Origin of the sequence: Streptomyces tuirus, assembly GCF_014701095.1 — a bacterium.
Taxonomy (GTDB): Bacteria; Actinomycetota; Actinomycetes; order Streptomycetales; family Streptomycetaceae; genus Streptomyces; species Streptomyces tuirus.
This window is the reverse complement of the sequence record NZ_AP023439.1, coordinates 2,054,477-2,073,438: the sequence shown is the minus strand read 5'-3', so window position 1 is coordinate 2,073,438 and position 18,962 is coordinate 2,054,477. Positions and strand designations below refer to the sequence as shown.

The following is an 18,962-nucleotide window of genomic DNA, read 5'->3' as shown; positions in this document are numbered from 1 at the left end:
TCCCGGGGAGGCAGTCGGCCATGACCGAGCTCGTGGAACACGGACAGCTGTTCATCGGCGGGGAGTTGACCGACCCCCTGGGCCAGGACGTCATCGAGGTCGTCTCGCCGCACACCGAGGAGGTCATCGGACGCGTCCCGCACGCCTCGACGGCGGATGTGGACCGGGCCGTGGCGGCGGCGCGGCGGGCGTTCGACGAGGGGCCCTGGCCGCGGATGAGCCTCGACGAGCGGATCGAGGCCGTGGGCCGGATCAAGGACGCCCTCGCCGTACGGCACGACGAGATCGCCCGTGTGATCTCCGCCCAGAACGGCTCGCCGTACTCCTGGAGCGTCCTCGCCCAGGCCCTCGGCGCGGTGATGGTCTGGGACTCGGCGATCACGGTCGCCCGGAGTTTCACCCACGAGGAGCGGCGCGACGGCGTCCTGGGCAGGATCCTCGTGCGGCGCGAGCCCGTCGGGGTCGTGGCCGCCGTGGTCCCCTGGAACGTCCCGCAGTTCGTCGCCGCCGCCAAGCTCGCCCCCGCGCTGCTCACCGGCTGCACGGCCGTCCTCAAGCCCTCGCCCGAGTCCCCGCTCGACGCCTGTCTCCTCGGCGAGATCGCCCGCGAGGCCGGGCTGCCGGAGGGCGTGCTGTCGATCCTGCCCGCCGGCCGGGACGTCAGCGAGTACCTGGTCGGCCACCCCGGCATCGACAAGGTCTCCTTCACCGGGTCGGTCGCGGCCGGCAAGCGCGTGATGGAGGTCGCCGCCCGCAACCTCACCCGCGTGACGCTCGAACTGGGCGGCAAGTCCGCGGCCGTCGTCCTGCCCGACGCGGACCTCGAGACCGCCGTCGCGGGCATCGCCCCCGCGGCCTGGATGAACAACGGCCAGGCCTGCGTCGCCCAGACCCGCATCCTCCTGCCGCGCTCCCGCTACGACGAGTTCGCCCACGCCCTCGCCGCCGCGGCGGGCGCCCTGACCGTCGGCGACCCGCTGGACCCGGCCACCCAGGTCGGCCCGCTGGTCGCCCGGCGGCAGCAGCGGCGCAACCTCGACTACATCCGCATCGGGCAGGAGGAAGGCGCCAAGATCCTCACCGGCGGTGGACGCCCCGCCGGCCTGGAGCGCGGCTGGTACGTCGAACCGACCCTCTTCGGCGACGTCGACAACTCCATGCGCATCGCCCGCGAGGAGATCTTCGGCCCGGTGATCTGCCTGCTCCCCTACGACGACGAGTCCGACGCCGTGAAGATCGCCAACGACTCCGACTACAGGCTGAGCGGCAGCGTCTGGACCGCGGACGTCGAGCACGGCATCGACATCGCCCGGCAGGTCCGGACGGGCACCTACTCGGTCAACACCTTCAGCCTGGACATGCTGGGCCCCTTCGGCGGCTACAAGAACTCGGGCCTGGGACGGGAGTTCGGGCCCGAGGGGTACGGCGAGTACCTGGAGCACAAGATGATCCACCTCCCGGCGGACGCGTGACGATGGGCGACCGCTGGCACGTCGAGGTCGACCGCTCCCTGTGCATCGGCTCCGCGCAGTGCCTCCACCACGCGCCGGGCGGCTTCCACCTGGACGCCGCCCGCCAGTCCCATCCCGTCGCTCCCGACATGGACGCGAACGAGCGGGTGCTGGAGGCGGCGGAGAGCTGCCCTACCGAGGCGATCACGATCACGCTCGGGGACAGCGGGGAGGCGGTGTTCCCACCGGAGGAGTAGCGCCCGAAGAATCATGATGGTGGGGGTTTCATTCCGCTTTGGGCGTTCTATGCTGGAAGTCGGCCTACGAGGCGAGTGAGGGAGTCCGACCGGAGTAGCCGACATCGGCGAGAAGCGAAGTCAGTACTTCCGCTGGTGCCGACTGCGACGGTAGGGCTGAGAGGCCGGAAGGCCGCAGGGCCGAAAGGCCCGGCGACCGGAAGGCGACCCCCACCACCTGATCCGGACCATGCCGGCGAAGGGAACCCGTCTCGTAGGTCCTTGTCGTGCCCGGGGGTTATGCGGTGGCCGGCGCCGTCAGGTCGATCAGGCGGCACACCGTCTCGATGTCGATCTTCACCTGGGCGATCGAGGCGCGGCCCGACAACCAGGTGATCAGCGCCGAGTGCCAGGTGTGCTCGATGACCCGGACCGCCGACAACTGCTCCGGGGTCGGGTTCTCCTGGCCCATCGCGTCCAGGATGATCGCCGTCGTCTGCCGGGAGACCTGGTCGACCTCCGGGCTCACGCTGCGGTCGGCGAACGTCAGCGCGCGGACCATCGCGTCGGCCAGATGCGGCTCGCGCTGCAACGCCCGGAAGGCCCGCATCAGCGTCTCCGCGACCCGCTCGGCCGCGGTCTCGCCCTGCGGGGGCTTCTTGCGCAGCGTGCCGTGCATGTGCTCCAACTGATCCTGCATGGTGGCGACCAGCAGGTGGATCTTGGACGGGAAGTAGCGGTACAGCGTGCCGAGCGCCACCTGGGAGGACTCCGCGACCTCGCGCATCTGCACGGCGTCGAAGCCACCCCGGCTCGCCAGCTGGGCACTCGCGTGCAGGATGCGGCGGCGGCGGGCCTCCTGCCGCTCCGTGAGAGGCGGGGAGGCGGGCACTGCCGCTCTGGCTTCCACCTTGGCCGGCTTGTTCACCTTGGCGCTCACCTTGGCTTCTGCGGGCATGGGTCGGTCCCGTTCCGTGACCGTCCGTGAGGACGAATGATCACACAGCATGGCACGGCGCCGGTCGTGGCGTGAATCACCTGATCCACCGCTCACAGCACCCTTACCTGCCGGTAGATTCAGAGCCTCCGGACGATCAAGTCTGAAACTTGTTCTAGATTAGCGTCCCGGCGTAATCTCGCGGGACCGTGCAGGGAGAAGGGGGCCCAGAGTGACCGCTGAGGCCAGTCAGGCCGGGGCTCCTCAGGACCCCGCTTCCGACGGCTTGCGACCGCTCAACATCGCGCTCCTGACCTATAAAGGGAACCCGTTCTGCGGCGGACAGGGCGTCTATGTCCGGCACCTCTCGCGCGAACTGGCCCGCCTGGGCCACCGGGTCGAGGTCATCGGTTCCCAGCCGTATCCCGTCCTCGACGAGGGCTACGACGGGCTGAGCCTCACCGAGCTCCCCAGCCTCGACCTGTACCGCCAGCCGGACCCCTTCCGCACGCCGGGGCGCGGCGAGTACCGCGACTGGATCGACGCGCTGGAAGTCGCGACCATGTGGACGGGCGGCTTCCCGGAACCGCTGACGTTCTCGCTGCGCGCCCGCCGTCACCTGCGCGCCCGCCGCGGTGAGTTCGACGTCGTGCACGACAACCAGACCCTCGGCTACGGCCTGCTGGGCGATGTCGGCGCGCCCCTGGTGACGACCATCCACCACCCCATCACCGTCGACCGGCAGTTGGAGCTGGACGCGGCGGACGGCTGGAAGCGGCGCGCCTCGGTGCGGCGCTGGTACGGCTTCACGCGCATGCAGAAGCGCGTCGCGCGCCGGCTGCCGTCCGTGCTCACCGTGTCCGGCACCTCGCAACAGGAGATCGTCGACCACCTCGGCGTCCGGCGGGACCGCATCCACGTGGTCCACATCGGCGCCGACACCGACCTGTTCTCGCCGGATCCGTCGGTGCCGGTCGTGCCGGGCCGGATCGTGACGACGTCCAGCGCCGACGTGCCGCTGAAGGGCCTGGTGCACCTCGTCGAGGCGCTGGCCAAGGCCCGGACCGAGCACCCCGGCGCCCATCTCGTCGTCGTCGGCAAGCGGCCCACCGAAGGACCGGTCGCCCAGGCGATGGAGCGCTACGGCCTCGCCGACGCCGTCGAGTTCGTCAAGGGCATCTCCGACGCGGAGCTCGTCGACCTCGTGCGCTCCGCGCAGGTCGCGTGCGTGCCGTCGCTCTACGAGGGCTTCTCGCTCCCGGCCGCCGAGGCCATGGCGACGGGCACGCCCCTGCTCGCCACGACCGGCGGCGCCATACCCGAGGTCGCCGGCCGCGACGGCGAGACGTGCCTGGCGGTACCGCCCGGCGACGCGGGCGCGCTCGCCGCCGGTCTGGGCCGCCTGCTGTCCGACCCGGAACTGCGCGCCCGCCTCGGCACGGCCGGACGCGAGCGGGTGCTGCGCCACTTCACCTGGGCCAGGGCGGCGGAGGGCACGGTGGCCCGCTACCGCGAGGAGATCGACAGGGCCGGGACGCGCGCCGCGCCGCGGGCTTCCGGCCGTCCGGCCCTCGCGACGGGCCCGGTCCCCACAGCCCCCGCGGGCCCGGCAGACGCCGTACCCGCAGGCACAGCGGGTGCTGTCTCAGCAGCCCCGGCAGATGTAGAAGGCGTCAACTCCGAAAGCAGGGCCACGTGCTGACCGTCGACTTCTCCCGGTTCCCGCTCGCCCCGGGTGATCGCGTCCTGGATCTCGGCTGCGGTGCCGGGCGGCACGCCTTCGAGTGCTACCGGCGTGGCGCGCAGGTCGTGGCGCTGGACCAGAACGCCGAGGAGATCCGCGAGGTCGCGAAGTGGTTCGCGGCGATGAAGGAAGCCGGCGAGGCCCCCGAGGGCGCCACCGCCACGGCGATGGAGGGCGACGCCCTCGCGCTGCCCTTCCCCGACGAGTCCTTCGACGTCGTCATCATCTCCGAGGTGATGGAGCACATCCCGGACGACAAGGGCGTCCTCGCGGAGATGGTGCGGGTGCTGAAGCCCGGCGGACGCATCGCTGTCACCGTCCCGCGCTACGGCCCCGAGAAGGTCTGCTGGAGCCTCTCCGACGCCTACCACGAGGTCGAGGGCGGCCACATCCGCATCTACAAGGCGGACGAACTGCTGCGGAAGATCCGCGAGGCCGGCCTGGAGCCCTACGGCACCCACCACGCCCACGCCCTGCACTCGCCCTACTGGTGGCTCAAGTGCGCGTTCGGCGTCGACAACGACAAGGCGCTGCCGGTACGGGCGTACCACAAGCTGCTCGTCTGGGACATCATGAAGAAGCCGCTGGCCACCCGGGTCGCCGAGCGGGCGCTCAACCCGCTGATCGGCAAGAGCTTCGTGGCGTACGCGACCAAGCCGCACCTGCCGCGTCTGGCCGACACCGGGGCGGACGCCAAGTGACCACTCCCCGGACGGAACATCTGGTCCTGCCCGGGGTCCTCACCGCGGGGGAGGCCGCCGCGACCGTCGCCGGCATCCTCGCCGTGCAGCGCGAGGACGGTGCGATCCCGTGGTTCCGGGGGCACCACCTCGACCCGTGGGACCACGTCGAGGCGGCCATGGCCCTGGACACGGCCGGTGAGCACGAGGCCGCCGAGCGGGCCTACCTGTGGCTGGCCCGGCACCAGAACGACGACGGCTCCTGGTACGCGGCCTACACCGACGGCGAGGCCGACGCGGTCACCGACCGGGGCCGGGAGACCAACTTCGTCGCCTACATAGCCGTCGGCGTCTGGCACCACCACCTCTCCACCGGCGACGACGCGTTCCTGGACCGGATGTGGCCCACGGTGTACGCGGCGGTGGAGTTCGTGCTGCGCCTCCAGCAGCCCGGCGGGCAGATCGGCTGGCGCCGCGACGACGACGGCACGGAGACGACGGACGCCCTGCTGACGGGCAGTTCCTCCATCCACCACGCGCTGCGCTGCGCCCTGGCCATCGCCGAGCAGCGGGAAGAGGCCCAACCGGACTGGGAGTTGGCGGCCGGTGCGCTGCGGCACGCGATACGCCACCACCCCGAGCGGTTCCTCGACAAGAACCGGTACTCGATGGACTGGTACTACCCGGTGCTCGGCGGTGCGCTGACCGGGGCGGAGGCCAAGGCCCGGATCGAGGAGGACTGGGACCGGTTCGTGGTGCCCGGACTGGGCGTGCGGTGCGTGGTTCCCAATCCGTGGGTGACGGGCGGCGAATCGGCCGAACTCGCGCTCGCGTTGTGGGCGATGGGGGAGTCCGACCGGGCGCTCGAGATCCTGCAGTCGATCCAGCATCTGCGGGACGAGGACAGCGGGCTGTACTGGACGGGGTATGTGTTCGACGACGACGCGATCTGGCCGCGGGAGTTGACGACGTGGACCGCGGGGTCGTTGTTGCTGGCCGTGGCCGCGCTCGGTGGGCATGAGGCCACGTGCCAGGTGTTCGGTGGTGCGGAGTTGCCTGTGGGGCTCGATTCGGACTGTTGCGCCTAGGAGCTCGGGAGTTCGGCCTGGTGTGCGGGCGCGGGTTGTGCGCCCCGCACCGCGTTTTCAGTGACGATGGGCCCTGTTGGCTATCGCATGGCCTATGAACAGGTACACCACCGCTGCGAGGCCGTAACCGCAGACCACTCGGGCCCAGGCCTCGTCGAACGTGAACAGGTCGTGCGACCAGCCGGCGAGCCAGCGGGCCGCGTCGTGGATGAACTGGACGAACGAGTTGCCGGGGTTGGCGTCCAGCAGGTACATCAGGATCCAGAGACCCAGGATGAGTGCCATGATGTCGGCCACGACCGCGACGATCGTGCCGGCCTGATTCGCACCGTTGCGATATCGAGGGGACATAGTCTCCGGATTGCCCTTGAACTCCGGATGAAACCCGGGGAATCGCTCAGGAGTTCAACTCGGCGAGGACTCGCAGCGTGTGCGGGTCGGGGCTGAGAGCGAGGAGGTCCGTCACCGGCCCCTTCCGCCACGACTCCAGCCGCTCGGCGATGCGTTGACGCGGACCGACCAGGGAGATCTCGTCGGCGAAGGCGTCGGGGACGGCGCGCACGGCCTCCTCCCGGCGGCCGTCGAGGAACAGCCGCTGGATCCGGCGGGCCTCCTCCTCGTAGCCCATGCGCGCCATCAGGTCGGCGTGGAAGTTGCGGGCGGCGTGGCCCATGCCGCCGATGTAGAAGCCGAGCATCGTCTTGACCGGCAGCAGGCCTTCGGCGACGTCGTCGCAGACCCGGACCTGCGTCATCGGCGCCACCATGAATCCCGCGGGCAGCTCCGCCAGGGCCGGGCCGTGGACCTCCGGCCGGGTCGGCGACCAGTACAGCGGCAGCCACCCGTCGGCGATCCGGGTCGTCTGGACCACGTTCTTCGGGCCCTCCGCGCCCAGCAGGATCGGCAGATCGGCGCGCAGCGGGTGGGTGATCGGCTTGAGGGGCTTGCCGAGGCCGGTGGCGTCCGGGCCGCGGTAGGGGTGGGAGTGGAAGCGGCCGGCCAGTTCGACGGGGGCCTCGCGGCGCAGCACCTGCCGCACGACGTCGACGTACTCGCGGGTGGCGGTGAGCGGTGAGGCGGGGAACGGGCGGCCGTACCAGCCCTCGACGACCTGCGGGCCGGAGAGGCCGAGGCCCAGCAGCACGCGGCCACCGGAGAGATGGTCCAGGGTGAGGGCGTGCATCGCGGTGGTGGCCGGGGAGCGGGCCGCCATCTGCGCGACCGCCGTGCCGAGCCGGACGCGGGTGGTGTGCGCCGCGATCCAGGTGAGCGGGGTGAACGCGTCCGAGCCCCAGGACTCCGCCGTCCAGACCGAGTCGTAGCCGAGCCGCTCCGCCTCCTGCGCGAGGCACACATGGCCGGGGGAGGGGCCGCGGCCCCAGTAGCCGAGCGCCAGACCGAGCCGCATACCTGCCTCCTGACGATGTGTCAGCTCACGGAAGGCGACGACTGTACGGCAACGGCCCCCCGCCCGGAAGGGCGAGGGGCCGTGGATGGCCGTGGGGCTCAGCCGCGCTGGATGCCCGACGTGTCCTGGAGGACACCGCGGCGGCCGTCCTGCGTCTGCGCGACCAGGGCCGCTCCGCGCTGCTCGACCGCCAGGTACCAGGTACCCGGGGCGAGTTCGGCGATCGGCGTCGGCGAGCCGTCCTCCGCGAACAGTGGCCGCGGCACCGGCACCGCGAACCAGAACGGGGAGAAGTCCCCGGCCGGCGGCTGCGGGGCCTGCGCCTGCGTCTGCTGCGGCTGACCGCCGTACGGCTGTCCCGGCTGCGGCTGGCCGTAGCCACCGGGCTGCTGCGCGCCCGGGTAGCCGTAACCACCGGGGGGCTGGGCGCCGTAGGGCTGCGGGGCGGCCGGACGGGGAGCCGGGAGGAGCGCGGCCTTGAGGGCCGGGACCAGGGGGGTGGCGATGGCGGCGGCGGCCATCAGCAGCGTGGCGATGAGGGCGAGGATCATGCCGACGCCGGGGCTCGGGAGGAAGTCGGAGTCGGTCCCCTCGATGTTGTCGTAGCCACCGGTCACGTCGAAGATGTTGCCGAGCGCGCACCACGCGGCGAACACCGTGAAGGCGGCACCGAACTGGCCGAGCTCGATCCCCGCGACCTTCGGGACCTGCGGCAGGCCCCGGGAGAGGACGACGAGCGCGGCGCCGATGATCCCGGCCAGCACGACGCCGAACACGACCGGGCCGCTGCCCCACAGCATGGGGAGGTCGACGCTGTCGGGGACATTGTCGAACGAGTAGAGGTCGAGGAACGACGCGATCAACAGCAATACCGCTGCTCCGATCACCACGCCGTCGCCCCGAGTGAGGGAGCGGATATTCACTTCAGGTCCTTCGTAGGTCGTCTCATCGTCGGTAGAGGCGTCGCTGTCACCATGCCGCCGTCCGGACTCGGTGCGAAGCGCGGGGGTGGCCCCTCATCGTAAGGAGGACCCTATCGTCCGCCAGGTCAGGGTGTCCGCCGGGATCTGCCGGTCCGCACCTACCCGCGCAGGAAACTCACGATTCCCTCAGAGATCCCTTGCGCCGCCTTCTGTCGCCACGCGCCGCTGGTGAGCAACGCCGCGTCCTTGCTATCGCGCATGTTGCCGCACTCGATGAACACCTTCGGAACCGTTGACAGATTGAGACCGCCCAGGTCCTTCCGCGTGACGAGTCCGCCGCCGTCGCCGACGTAGTTGGAGGGCGCGCTGCCGGTGACGGCCACGAAGCGGCCCGCGACGCGCTCGCCGAGATCGCGGGAGGGGCCGACGATCGCCCGGGTGTCCGCGGCGCCCGCGTGCACCGCGCCGGGCAGGATCACATGGAAGCCGCGGTTGCCGGCGCCCGAGCCGTCCGCGTGGATCGACACCACGGCATCGGCCTTCGCCTGGTTGCCGATCCGGGCCCGCTCGTCCACGCACGGCCCGAACGGCCGGTCGCCGTCCTGCGTCAGCTTCACCGTCGCGCCCTGCTCCTGAAGGAGCGTGCGCATCCGGTGCGCGACGTCCAGCGTGAACTTCGCCTCGCTGTAACCGTCGTTGGTGGAGGTGCCCGTGGTGTCGCACTCCTTCGAGTTCGTCCCGATGTTCACCTTGCGGTTGATCTCGGAGGCGTGCCGGAAGTTGCCCGGGTTGTGCCCCGGGTCGATGACGACGACCTTGCCCTTGAGCGGGCCGGAGGCGGCGGGCGCGGAGGCCGAGGGCGTGGCCGTCGGCTTCGGCTCCGGGGAGGCGCTCGGCTCCTTGGCGTCGTCGGAGGGCGCGCCCGACGCGGCGGGCGAGGAGGACCGCACGGTCGCCCGCCCCGGCCCCCCGCCGTCCCCCGGGCCGCCCACCGTCTCGTACACCAGCCAGCCGAGCAGCGCCCCCGGCACCAGCGCGGCGAGCGCGACGGTCAGGGGGCCGCGACGGCGGCGGGGCTGGGGAGGTTCGAAGTCCGGGCCTACGTACGACACGCCAGCCACCCTAGCGGCCGTGAGCGGGGGCCGCGGTCGAGGACGGCCCGACGGGTGGCGGCTACGCCCCGTTCCGGCCGCCGTCCCCGTGCCGTACCGCCTCCTTCACCCGCGCCTCCACCTCCTGGCGCGGTGTGCCCTCCTGCTTCGCGTATCCGGTCACCGCCGCCTGGACGTCCCGGGCGAGATCGCGCCAGGCGCGCCAGGCCGTCTCCCAGGTGCTGGTCTGCTGGTCGCCCCACTTGGTCTGGGTGGGCGGACCGTACGCGTCCTGGAGGTGACGTACGCGGGCGTACGCCTCGTCCGCCGCGCGCTGCTTCTCGACGAGCTCTTCGAAGGTGTGTGCCACGCGCCCGGATCCTTGGGCAGCGGCGGGCGCCCGCCCAATCGCCACGCCGCCCGTGGGCCGACCGGGAGGGGGTGCGCAGGGCGCAGTTCACCCGCCCAGCCGCCGCGGGGCCGGGCCGCGCGTCAGATGCCCGGGCCCGTGCGCCGCAGGACCCGCAGCGAGTCCGTCGCCGAGACCTCGGTGAAGGCGCCCGAGGCGAGGGCCCGCAGATAGACCCGGTAGGGCGCCTGGCCGGTGAACTCGTCCTGCGGGTCGGGGAAGACGTCGTGGATGAGCAGCAGCCCGCCCTCGGCGACGTGTGGCGCCCAGCCCTCGTAGTCGGCCGTGGCGTGCTCGTCGGTGTGACCGCCGTCGATGAAGACGAAGCCCAGCGGCGTCCGCCAGAACGCGGCGATCCGGGGGGAGCGCCCGACCAGCGCCACCACGTGCTCCTCCAGGCCGGCCCGGTGCATCGTGCGGCGGAACGCGGGCAGCGTGTCCATCAGGCCGACCTCGGGGTCGACCGTCTCCGGGTCGTGGTACTCCCAGCCCGGCTGCTGCTCCTCGCTGCCGCGGTGGTGGTCGACGGTGAGCGCGCTGACCCCGGCCTCGCGGGCCGCGTCGGCGAGCAGGATCGTGGACCGGCCGCAGTAGGTGCCGACCTCCAGCAGCGGCAGTCCGAGCCGCCCGGCCTCCACGGCCGCCGCGTACAGCGCCAGGCCCTCACCGGCGGGCATGAACCCCTTCGCCGCCTCGAACGCGGCCAGGATCTCGGGCTTCGGCGCCGCGGGCATGGGATTCCTCTCGGTCGTACGACGGTCAGGGCGCCATCGTGCCGTACCTCCTGCCGCCGGGCGACAGGGGGTACCGGTGAGTAACGGGGTCGGGCGGCAGGTCAGGCGGAGACCGTCTCGCCCGGCAGCGACAGGTCCAGGTGGACCGGGCGCTCCTGGCCCGCGTGGGTCGCGGACGAGGCGAGCGGGCCGTGACCCGTGGCCCGGGCGGCCACGACGTAGGAGCCCCGGTCGGGGACGGTGAGCACGTAGCTGCCGTCCTCGGCGGAGAGCGTCGCCCCGGCCTGGCGGCCCCGGCGGTCGATCAGCGTGACCTTGGCACGGGCGACCGGGGAGCCGTCGGCGCCCAGCACCCGGCCGCGGAAGCCGCGCAGGACCTGCTCGGCGCGCTCCAGCGCCGCGTCCTCCTCGCTGCTCGCCCGCAACTGCGGCTTGTTCGACGGCCGTCGGCCCGGCAGGAACAGCGCCAGGAGCAGGCCCACGGCCACCGCGCCGGTCGCGATCAGGAAGGAGACCCGGAAACCGTGCATGGTCGGGATCTCGACGCCGCCCACGGTGTTCGCGGTGTTCGCCAGCACCATGCCGATCACGGCGCTCGACACCGATGTGCCGATGGAGCGCATCAGGGTGTTGAGGCCGTTGGCCGCGCCCGTCTCCGACGCCGGGACCGCGCCCACGATCAGCGCGGGCAGCGAGGAGTACGCGAGGCCGATGCCCGCGCCCAGCAGGACCGAGATGACCAGGCTCTGCCAGGCGGCGCTCATCAGGCCGAGGCCGGCGCCGTAGCCGATCGCGATGATCATCAGGCCGAGGATCAGGGTGACCTTGGGGCCGTACTTCGCGGACAGCCGGGCGTAGACGGGCGCCGTGAACATCATCGTCAGGCCGAGCGGCGCGACGAGCAGACCCGCGACGACCATCGACTGGCCGAGGCCGTAGCCGGTGGACTCCGGCAATTGGAGCAGCTGGGGCAGGACCAGGGAGACGACGTAGAAGGAGACGCCGACCATGATCGAGGCGAGGTTGGTGAAGAGGACGGCCGGACGGGCCGTGGTGCGCAGGTCGACCAGCGGGGCCTTCAGGCGCAGCTCCATCACGCCCCACAGCGCGAGCACGACCGCCGAGGCGGCGAACAGACCGAGGGTGGTGCCGGAGGCCCAGCCCCAGTCGCTGCCCTTGGTGATCGGCAGCAGGAACAGCACGAGCCCGGCGGACAGGCCGAGCGCGCCCGGCAGGTCGAAGGTGCCCTCGGCGCGCATCGGGGACTCCGGCACGACGAGGAGGGTGAGGGCGATCGCGAGCAGGCCGAGGCCGGCGGCGCCGTAGTAGAGGGTGTGCCAGTCGCTGTGCTGGGCGACCAGGGCGGCGGCGGGCAGGGCCAGGCCGCCGCCGACGCCTATGGAGGAGCTCATCAGGGCCATGGCCGAGCCGAGCTTCTCGAGGGGCAGCATGTCGCGCATCAGGCCGATGCCGAGCGGGATCGCGCCCATCGCGACGCCCTGGAGGGTACGGCCGGCGATCATGAGCAGCAGATCGCTGGTGAGCGCGCTGACCAGGGCGCCGACGACCATCACGGCCAGGCTCAGGATCAGCATGCGGCGCTTGCCGTAGAGGTCGCCCAGGCGGCCCATGATCGGGGTGGCCACGGCGCCCGAGAGGAGGGTCGAGGTGAGGACCCACGTGGCGTTGCTGGGGGCGGTGTCCAGCAGTCGCGGCAGATCCTTGATCACCGGAACGAGCAGGGTCTGCATCACCGCGACAACGATCCCCGCGAAGGCGAGCACCGGGACCACGGCCCCGCTCGCTCTGCCGGCGGCGCGGTCTGTCGTCGTCTGCGTCATTGAGGAGGGCCTCCAGGCCGGGGAGCGTCGGGGTACATGGGATCTGAACCTTGTATGTCCAGGCAACTATTCCGTTGCTTCGGCCCCCTAACGAAAACTTGACCTCCTCTTGGGGAAGGGCCCCGGCGCCCTGATGCTGTCCGGCCGAAGCCCTAGGCCGAAATCCCGATGCAAGGAGCTCGGAGTGGTTGAGAGCATGACACCCATGCTCGAAGCCGCCGCACTATCCCGGGAGTCCCGCCGCACCGCACCTCCCACCTGGCTCGTCGTGGCGCTCACCTGCGCGGGCCAGTTCCTCGTCGTCCTGGACGTCTCCGTCGTCAACGTGGCGCTGCCGTCGATGCGGACCGGGCTGGGACTCGGCGAACTGGGGCTGCAGTGGGTGGTCAACGCCTACGCCATCGCCTTCGCCGGGTTCATGCTGCTCGGCGGGCGCGCGGGTGACCTCTACGGCCGCAAGCGGATGTTCCTCGTCGGGCTCGGCCTGTTCACCCTGGCCTCGGCGGCCGGCGGGATGGCGCAGGACGACTGGCAGCTGCTCGTGGCGCGGGCCGTGCAGGGGCTGGGCGCGGCGGTGCTCGCGCCCTCGACGCTGACGATCCTCACGGCGTCGGTGCCGGAGGGCGCCGCCCGGGCCCGGGCCATCGGTACCTGGACGGCGGTCGGGGCCGGCGGCGGCGCGGCGGGCGGCCTGGTCGGCGGACTGCTGGTGGAGACGCTCTCCTGGCGCTGGGTGCTGCTCATCAACGTGCCCGTCGGCGCCGTGGTGCTGTGCGCCGCCGCCTGGTTCCTCACCGAGGGCCGGGCCGGGGACGGCCGCCGCCTCGACCTGCCGGGCGCGCTGCTCGTGACGGCCGGTCTCGGCACGCTGGCCTACGGCATCTCCCAGACGGAGGCGGCGGGCTGGACGGCACCGGCCACCCTGCTGCCCCTGCTCGCCGGGCTGCTCCTGCTCGGGGCGTTCCTCGCGGTCGAGGCCCGCACGGCGAGCCCGCTGATGCCGCTCGGCCTGCTGCGCGTCCGCTCGGTCTCCTCGGCGAACGTCTCGATGTTCCTGTGCGGTTCGGCGATGTTCTGCATGTGGTTCTTCATGACCCTCTACGCGCAGAACGTCCTCGGCTACACCCCGCTCGAGGCCGGCCTGGCCCTGGTCCCGAGCTCCCTCGCCGTCATCCTCGGCTCCAAGCTCGCACCCCGCCTGATGCGGCCGGTCGGCGCGCGGGGCGTCGCCGCGCTGGGCACCCTGGTCGCCGTGGCCGGCTTCGCCTGGCAGTCCACGATGACCGCCGACGGCTCCTACGCCACGGCGATCCTCTACCCCGGCGTCCTCATGATGCTCGGCGCGGGCCTGGCGGCGACCCCCCTCGCCTCCCTGGCCATCTCCGGCGCCGCCCCCGAGGAGGCGGGCCTGGTCTCCGGCCTCGTCAACACCTCCCGCACGATGGGCGGTTCCCTGGGTCTGGCGGTCCTGTCGACCCTGGCGGCGTCCGCATCGGCGGACAGCACGACCCCGCAGTCCCTGACCGAGGGCTACGCCCTCGCGTTCCGGGTGGGCGCCGGGGTGCTGGCGGCCGGAGCGGTGCTGATGTGGGTATGGCTGCCACGGACGGCCGGGGAGCGGCAGACGGACTGAAAGGCGGACGGCCGGGCGGACTCGCCTACACGCCCGGGGCGTTGCGGGCGATCTTCTCCGGCCTGAGCGAGCTGGAACTGCGACGGATGCGCGACGAGCCGGAGGACTCCGGGCGCTTCGGGGAGTCCTTCCTCTGGACAGCGCTGTTCCAGCGGGCGTGATGCTCGTCGACGACCGTCTCGCCGGGCAGAACCGGCGGATGGCGGGGGCGAGTTCTGGCGGTCACGGGCCCGGGGCGGGGCGGGCCTTGTCCAGCAGTGAGGTCAGCGTCCGGATGAAGGACGACGCCGAGTGGTCCGCGTGGTCGCGGATGCGTGCCGCGACGGTCTCGGCGCCGCCGCCCTCCAGGAGCCGTACGAGCCGGTCGAGATCCTGCCCGTGCCCCTCCTCGGTGGTCAGGTAGAAGTCCGTCGCGTCGTACGCCATGTGGAAGACATGCTTCTTCACATCGCTCAGCGTCAGGTAGTCGTCGTGCGTCTTGGGCGTCGGCTCGGGCGCGCCCACGCACACCGCCGGGGTGCCGGCGCCCCAGGAGTTGACGGCCAGATGGTAGGTGTCCGTGACGACCAGCCGGTAGCGCGGCAGGACCCCGATCAGGTCGCCGACGGTGGGATTCCCCGGGCGGGCCCCGATGTGGCGCACCGCGCCGGGCACGTCCCGGTCGAACCAGGGCAGCCACTCCAGCGGCACGCCCAGGCGGTCGGACAGACCCTGGCAGAAGCCGGGCAGCCAGTCGGGGATCGGCGTCCGGGCCCCGAGGAAGACTCCGATCGCACCGCCGTCGGGGACCGAGCCGGACCACTCGGTGACCGGGAGGTGGCCGAGGTCGCCGGGGCGGGAGAGCAGCGCCGCGTCCGAACCGAAGTGGTCGGTCGTACGGTCCCGGCGCAGATGCGCGATCTTCGCCGCCGAGAGCGGGTCCCGCACCCACATCCGGTGGCTGCGGGCCACCAGACGCGAGAACAAGGGGCCGTACTCCTTGTCCTCGTAGTCGGACTGCGTGTTGTGCAGGATCGTGCCGCCGTAGCTGACGGTCCGCGCGAGGACCTCGTCCGGCTGGTCCGCGAACAGCAGGGCGCGGTTGAGCTGCTCCCGGGCGTCGTCCCGGTCCGCGGCGAAGCCGAAGTCGAGCAGGCGGTTCGTGGCGTCCTGCGCCAGGTAGTGCCGGGTGTGCAGGAAGTCGCCCCAGAAGACGACCGCGTCATGGTCCCGGAGCGTGTCGAGGTGCTCGGCCAGCGGGTGGAAGCGGAACGGGAAGTCGATGCCGCGCGCACCGTCGCGCAGCGGCACGGTCTCCGGCGTGTGCAGGGTGTACCAGGTGGCGTCGAACCCGGTGTCCATCCGCCGCCGCAGGGACTCGAACGCCAGGTCCACGGTCAGCATGCCCGTGTTGCGGTATCCGATGTTCGGCGCGGTGATGACGGCGACGCGTCCCATGTGCTCCCGTTCCTCCGGATCTTGCCGGTGCTCGACGTGTAGGTCGCGATCACCGGCCAACGTACACGTCCGTACCGCGGCGAAAGTCTCCCGCCCCCCGGCGGCCGTACGTCCCGCGCGCCGAGCTGAAGCCCCGCCGTGACGTCGAACCCGCCCCTGGCCCGCGACCCCGCCGCAAGCGAACCGCCCGCCGCCGCGAGGCGCTCCGTCCGATCCGGACCCCGCCGATCTGACACAGTGTCAGGAGTCTTCACAAGTGCCGGGGCCTCGGCTATACAGAGGGCCCGGGACTGGAACGCGTTTCAGTTCGCGTCCGGGTCCGGCCCAGACGGCCTCGGTGCGGCCGACGGTGCGGACGGCCGTACCGAGGTCCTTCCTCCGGCGATCAGGAGCCCCATGCCCATCGACGCAGCCAAGGCGCTCGCCGCCGGACCCCGGACCGGCGAGATCTCCTGGGACCACAGGGACGTGCAGCTCTACCACCTCGGCATCGGCGCGGGCAGCCCCGCCACCGACCCCGACGAGCTGCGCTACACCCTGGAGTCCCGGCTGCACGTCCTGCCGAGCTTCGCCACCGTCGCGGGGGGCGGCAAGCCCGGCGTGACCAGCAGCCTCTCCATGCCCGGCATCGAGGTCGAACTGTCCCGCGTCCTGCACGGCGGCCAGAGCCTCGTCATCCACCGGCCCCTCCCCGCGGCGGGCACCGCCACCGCGACCAACCGGATCGCCGCCGTCCACGACAAGGGCTCGGCGGCCGTCCTCGTGCTGCGCACCGACGTCGCCGACGCCGACGGCCCACTGTGGACCAACGACGCCCAGATCTTCATCCGCGGCGAGGGCGGCTGGGGCGGCGACCGCGGCCCCTCCACCCGCCTCGAACCCCCCACCGGCGAACCCGACCGGACCGTCGAGCGACCGGTCCGCGACGACCAGGCCCTGCTCTACCGCCTCTGCGGCGACTGGAACCCGCTGCACGCCGACCCGGAGTTCGCCAAGCTCGCCGGCTTCGAGCGGCCCATCCTGCACGGCCTGTGCACCTACGGCATCACGCTCAAGGCGGTCGTCGACACACTCCTCGGCGGGGACGTGACCCGGGTGCGGTCCTACGCCACCCGGTTCGCCGGGGTCGTGTACCCGGGGGAGACCCTGCGGATCCGCATGTGGCACACGCCGGGGTCCACCCGGGTCGCCGTCAGCGCCGTCGAGCGGTCGGACGCGCCCGTCCTCGCCGACACCGTCGTCGAACACACCTGAGTCCACAACGCCGTACGAGGGGAGCCCGCACCATGCGCGCAGCCGTACTGCACGAGATCGGCCAGGACAAGCTGGAGGTCCTCGACGACGTCGAGGCGGTGGGGTTCGGACCCGGCAAGGTGCGGATCCGGGTGCGCGCCACGGGGCTGTGCCACTCGGACCTGTCCGCGATGAGCGGGGTCCTGCCGCAGCCCGGACCGTTCGTGCCCGGGCACGAGGGAGCGGGCGAGATCCTCGAAGCCGGCGAGGGCGTGAGCCATGTGAAGGCGGGCGACCGGGTCGTGGTGTGCTGGCTGCCCGCCTGTGGCGCCTGCCCCGCCTGCAAGCGCGGCCGGACCGAGCTGTGCCTGGCCGGGTTCATGAACGCGGGCACCCCCAACTTCAAGCGCCCCGGCGGTGACCTCTTCGGCTTCGCCGGCACCGGCACCTTCACCGAGGAGGTCGTCGTCGACGCCGGCTGCGCGGTGCCGATACCCGACGACGTGCCCTACGACATCGCCGCCCTCATCGGCTGCGGGGTGACGACGGGACTCGGCGCAGCGCTCAACACGGCCGATGTGGAAGCCGGTTCGTCGGTGGCGGTCATCGGCTGCGGGGGTGTCGGCATCTCCGCGATCCAGGGGGCCCGGCTGAAGGGCGCCGCGGAGATCGTCGCCGTCGACCCGGTGGCCTCGCGCCGCGAGTCGGCCCTGACATTCGGCGCGTCCCGGGCCGTCTCCCCGGAGCAACTGCCCGACGCCAAGCAGCAGGTGACCGGCGGCGAGGGCTTCGACTACGTCTTCGAGGTCGTCGGCAGGTCCGCCACCGCCCGCACCGCCTACGAGAACACCCGGCGCGGCGGCACCCTCGTCATCGTCGGCGCGGGCGCCGTGGACGACTTCCTCCAGCTCAGCATGTTCGAGCTGTTCTTCGACGAGAAGCGGATCCTGCCGTCGATGTACGGCGGCGGTGACGTGCTGGCCTCCTACGAGCGGACCATCGCCCTGTGGCGGGCCGGCCGTATCGACCTGGCGGGCCTGATCACCCACCGGGTGCCGCTCGCGGACATCAACGAGGCCCTGGACCAGATGCGCACCGGCACCGCCCTGCGCACCTGCATAGAGATCTGAGGACCCCGCCGATGCCACTGCCGCTTCAAGGGATGTCCGCCGTCGTCACGGGCGCGGGCCGCGGGCTCGGCCGGGCCGAGGCGCTGGAACTCGCCCGGCTCGGCGCCGCCGTGGTCGTCAACGACTACGGGCAGCCCGGCCGTGACGGTTCCGGCGAGGCGTCCGCGGGGCCCGCCGAGGAGGTCTGCGCCGAGATCCGGGCCTCGGGCGGTACCGCGCTCGCGCACACCGGCGACGTCTCCGACTTCGGCCAGGCGCGCACGCTCGTCGAGGCGGCCGTCGAGGCGTTCGGCAGGCTCGACATCCTCGTCAACAACGCGGGCATCCTGCGCGACCGCATGGTGTTCTCCATGGCCGAGGAGGAGTGGGACTCCGTCCTGCGCGTGCATCTGAAGGGACACTTCAACACCACCCGGTTCGCCGCCGCGCACTGGCGGGAGCGGTCCAAGCGGGCCGGGGAGCCGGTGTTCGGGCGGATCGTGAACACGTCCTCGGAGGCGTTCCTCGCCGGTTCCGCGGGCCAGCCCAACTACGCCGCCGCCAAGGGCGGGATCGTCGGCCTCACCACCTCCACCGCCCTCGCCCTCGGCAGATACGGCGTCACGGCCAACGCCATCTGCCCCCGCGCCCGCACCCGGATGACCGAGGACGTCTTCGCGGGCGTCGAGCAGCCCTGCGGCAGCGGCCTCGACCCGCTCGCCCCCGAGCACGTCGCCCCGCTCGTCGGCTATCTGGCCTCACCCGCGGCCGCCCACGTCAACGGTCAGCTCCTCGTGGTGCACGGCGGGATGGTCGCCGTCGTCGAACGGCCGCGGGTCGCCGCGAAGTTCGACAGCAAGCAGGACGCCTTCGGCTACGACGAGCTGGCGGCCGTCCTCGGGCCGTACTACGCGGACCGGCCGCCCGGGGAGACGTTCGCGGCCGCGGAGGTACTGGGCCTGAGACGGGGGTGAGAGCATCGAGAACGGTGCTGGGCCTGAAACGCGG

At 72.2% G+C, this 18,962-nt stretch carries 19 protein-coding genes and 1 pseudogene; 10 read left to right on the top strand and 10 right to left on the bottom strand.

Features of this window, described 5'->3' with window-relative positions:
- Positions 1 to 20: 20 nt before the first annotated feature.
- On the top strand, positions 21 to 1,472 hold the full coding sequence (locus IGS69_RS09620; RefSeq protein WP_190898312.1) for an aldehyde dehydrogenase: 1,452 nt from the start codon (positions 21 to 23) through the stop codon (positions 1,470 to 1,472).
- Between the two features lie 2 nt (positions 1,473 to 1,474).
- Positions 1,475 to 1,708 carry a ferredoxin gene (locus IGS69_RS09615; RefSeq protein ID WP_190904431.1) on the top strand — a complete coding sequence of 78 codons (234 nt, stop codon included), beginning with the start codon at positions 1,475 to 1,477 and terminating at the stop codon, positions 1,706 to 1,708.
- 277 nt (positions 1,709 to 1,985) lie between these two features.
- Here IGS69_RS09615 and IGS69_RS09610 read toward each other — a convergent pair whose 3' ends face one another.
- Positions 1,986 to 2,645, bottom strand: a complete 660-nt coding sequence (locus tag IGS69_RS09610; RefSeq protein WP_190898311.1) for a TetR family transcriptional regulator — start codon at positions 2,643 to 2,645, stop codon at positions 1,986 to 1,988.
- A 211-nt stretch (positions 2,646 to 2,856) separates the two neighbouring features.
- Here IGS69_RS09610 and IGS69_RS09605 point away from each other — a divergent pair, with 211 nt between their 5' ends.
- Genes IGS69_RS09605 through IGS69_RS09595 form a run of 3 tightly spaced genes read left to right on the top strand, consistent with a single transcriptional unit; the run spans position 2,857 to position 6,136 of the window.
- Entirely contained in the window at positions 2,857 to 4,326 is a 1,470-nt protein-coding gene (locus IGS69_RS09605) for a glycosyltransferase family 4 protein (protein ID WP_190898309.1), read from the top strand.
- The gene (locus tag IGS69_RS09600; protein ID WP_190898308.1) at positions 4,320 to 5,069 is read left to right on the top strand and encodes a class I SAM-dependent methyltransferase; all 750 of its coding nucleotides are present in this window, start codon (positions 4,320 to 4,322) and stop codon (positions 5,067 to 5,069) included. Before IGS69_RS09605 ends, IGS69_RS09600 begins: the two co-directional genes overlap by 7 nt.
- A complete protein-coding gene (locus IGS69_RS09595; protein WP_190898307.1) occupies positions 5,066 to 6,136 on the top strand; it encodes a prenyltransferase/squalene oxidase repeat-containing protein in 1,071 nt (356 codons plus the stop codon). Before IGS69_RS09600 ends, IGS69_RS09595 begins: the two co-directional genes overlap by 4 nt.
- 57 nt (positions 6,137 to 6,193) lie before the next feature.
- Here IGS69_RS09595 and IGS69_RS09590 read toward each other — a convergent pair whose 3' ends face one another.
- From IGS69_RS09590 to IGS69_RS09560, 7 genes are all read right to left on the bottom strand, one after another.
- Positions 6,194 to 6,487 carry a hypothetical protein gene (locus tag IGS69_RS09590; protein ID WP_030837127.1) on the bottom strand — a complete coding sequence of 98 codons (294 nt, stop codon included), beginning with the start codon at positions 6,485 to 6,487 and terminating at the stop codon, positions 6,194 to 6,196.
- A 46-nt stretch (positions 6,488 to 6,533) separates the two neighbouring features.
- Positions 6,534 to 7,544, bottom strand: coding sequence for an LLM class F420-dependent oxidoreductase (locus IGS69_RS09585; RefSeq protein WP_190898306.1), 1,011 nt, complete (start codon positions 7,542 to 7,544; stop codon positions 6,534 to 6,536).
- Between the two features lie 98 nt (positions 7,545 to 7,642).
- Entirely contained in the window at positions 7,643 to 8,467 is an 825-nt protein-coding gene (locus IGS69_RS09580; protein WP_190898305.1) for a DUF5336 domain-containing protein, read from the bottom strand.
- 158 nt (positions 8,468 to 8,625) lie between these two features.
- Complete coding sequence (locus IGS69_RS09575; RefSeq protein WP_190898303.1) at positions 8,626 to 9,579, bottom strand: N-acetylmuramoyl-L-alanine amidase; 954 nt, start codon at positions 9,577 to 9,579, stop codon at positions 8,626 to 8,628.
- 61 nt (positions 9,580 to 9,640) lie between these two features.
- Positions 9,641 to 9,928 (bottom strand): hypothetical protein, encoded by a 288-nt coding sequence (locus IGS69_RS09570; RefSeq protein WP_190898302.1) that lies wholly within the window; start codon positions 9,926 to 9,928, stop codon positions 9,641 to 9,643.
- 122 nt (positions 9,929 to 10,050) lie between these two features.
- A complete protein-coding gene (locus IGS69_RS09565) occupies positions 10,051 to 10,701 on the bottom strand; it encodes a class I SAM-dependent methyltransferase (RefSeq protein WP_190898301.1) in 651 nt (216 codons plus the stop codon).
- 101 nt (positions 10,702 to 10,802) lie between these two features.
- Entirely contained in the window at positions 10,803 to 12,542 is a 1,740-nt protein-coding gene (locus IGS69_RS09560) for an MFS transporter (RefSeq protein ID WP_190898300.1), read from the bottom strand.
- Positions 12,543 to 12,738: 196 nt separating this feature from the next.
- On the opposite strand from IGS69_RS09560, the gene IGS69_RS09555 reads away from it, so the two are divergent.
- A complete protein-coding gene (locus IGS69_RS09555) occupies positions 12,739 to 14,175 on the top strand; it encodes an MFS transporter (protein ID WP_190904430.1) in 1,437 nt (478 codons plus the stop codon).
- Positions 14,136 to 14,336, top strand: coding sequence for a hypothetical protein (locus tag IGS69_RS09550; protein ID WP_385862038.1), 201 nt, complete (start codon positions 14,136 to 14,138; stop codon positions 14,334 to 14,336). Before IGS69_RS09555 ends, IGS69_RS09550 begins: the two co-directional genes overlap by 40 nt.
- Before the next feature lie 61 nt (positions 14,337 to 14,397).
- Here the strand turns inward: IGS69_RS09550 and IGS69_RS09545 are convergent, their stop codons facing one another.
- Positions 14,398 to 15,612 carry a hypothetical protein gene (locus tag IGS69_RS09545; RefSeq protein WP_190898299.1) on the bottom strand — a complete coding sequence of 405 codons (1,215 nt, stop codon included), beginning with the start codon at positions 15,610 to 15,612 and terminating at the stop codon, positions 14,398 to 14,400.
- Positions 15,552 to 15,821 (bottom strand): annotated as a pseudogene (locus tag IGS69_RS34565) (hypothetical protein); the annotation flags it as partial. The gene IGS69_RS09545 and the pseudogene IGS69_RS34565, both read right to left, overlap by 61 nt.
- Before the next feature lie 187 nt (positions 15,822 to 16,008).
- Here IGS69_RS34565 and IGS69_RS09540 point away from each other — a divergent pair.
- From IGS69_RS09540 to IGS69_RS09530, 3 genes are read left to right on the top strand one after another with little or no spacing between them, the layout of a single operon-like run.
- Positions 16,009 to 16,866 carry a MaoC/PaaZ C-terminal domain-containing protein gene (locus IGS69_RS09540; protein ID WP_190898298.1) on the top strand — a complete coding sequence of 286 codons (858 nt, stop codon included), beginning with the start codon at positions 16,009 to 16,011 and terminating at the stop codon, positions 16,864 to 16,866.
- 32 nt (positions 16,867 to 16,898) lie between these two features.
- Positions 16,899 to 17,975, top strand: coding sequence for a Zn-dependent alcohol dehydrogenase (locus tag IGS69_RS09535; RefSeq protein ID WP_190898296.1), 1,077 nt, complete (start codon positions 16,899 to 16,901; stop codon positions 17,973 to 17,975).
- A gap of 11 nt (positions 17,976 to 17,986) precedes the next feature.
- The gene (locus IGS69_RS09530; RefSeq protein ID WP_190898295.1) at positions 17,987 to 18,928 is read left to right on the top strand and encodes a 3-oxoacyl-ACP reductase; all 942 of its coding nucleotides are present in this window, start codon (positions 17,987 to 17,989) and stop codon (positions 18,926 to 18,928) included.
- The last annotated feature ends 34 nt before the right edge of the window (positions 18,929 to 18,962 follow it).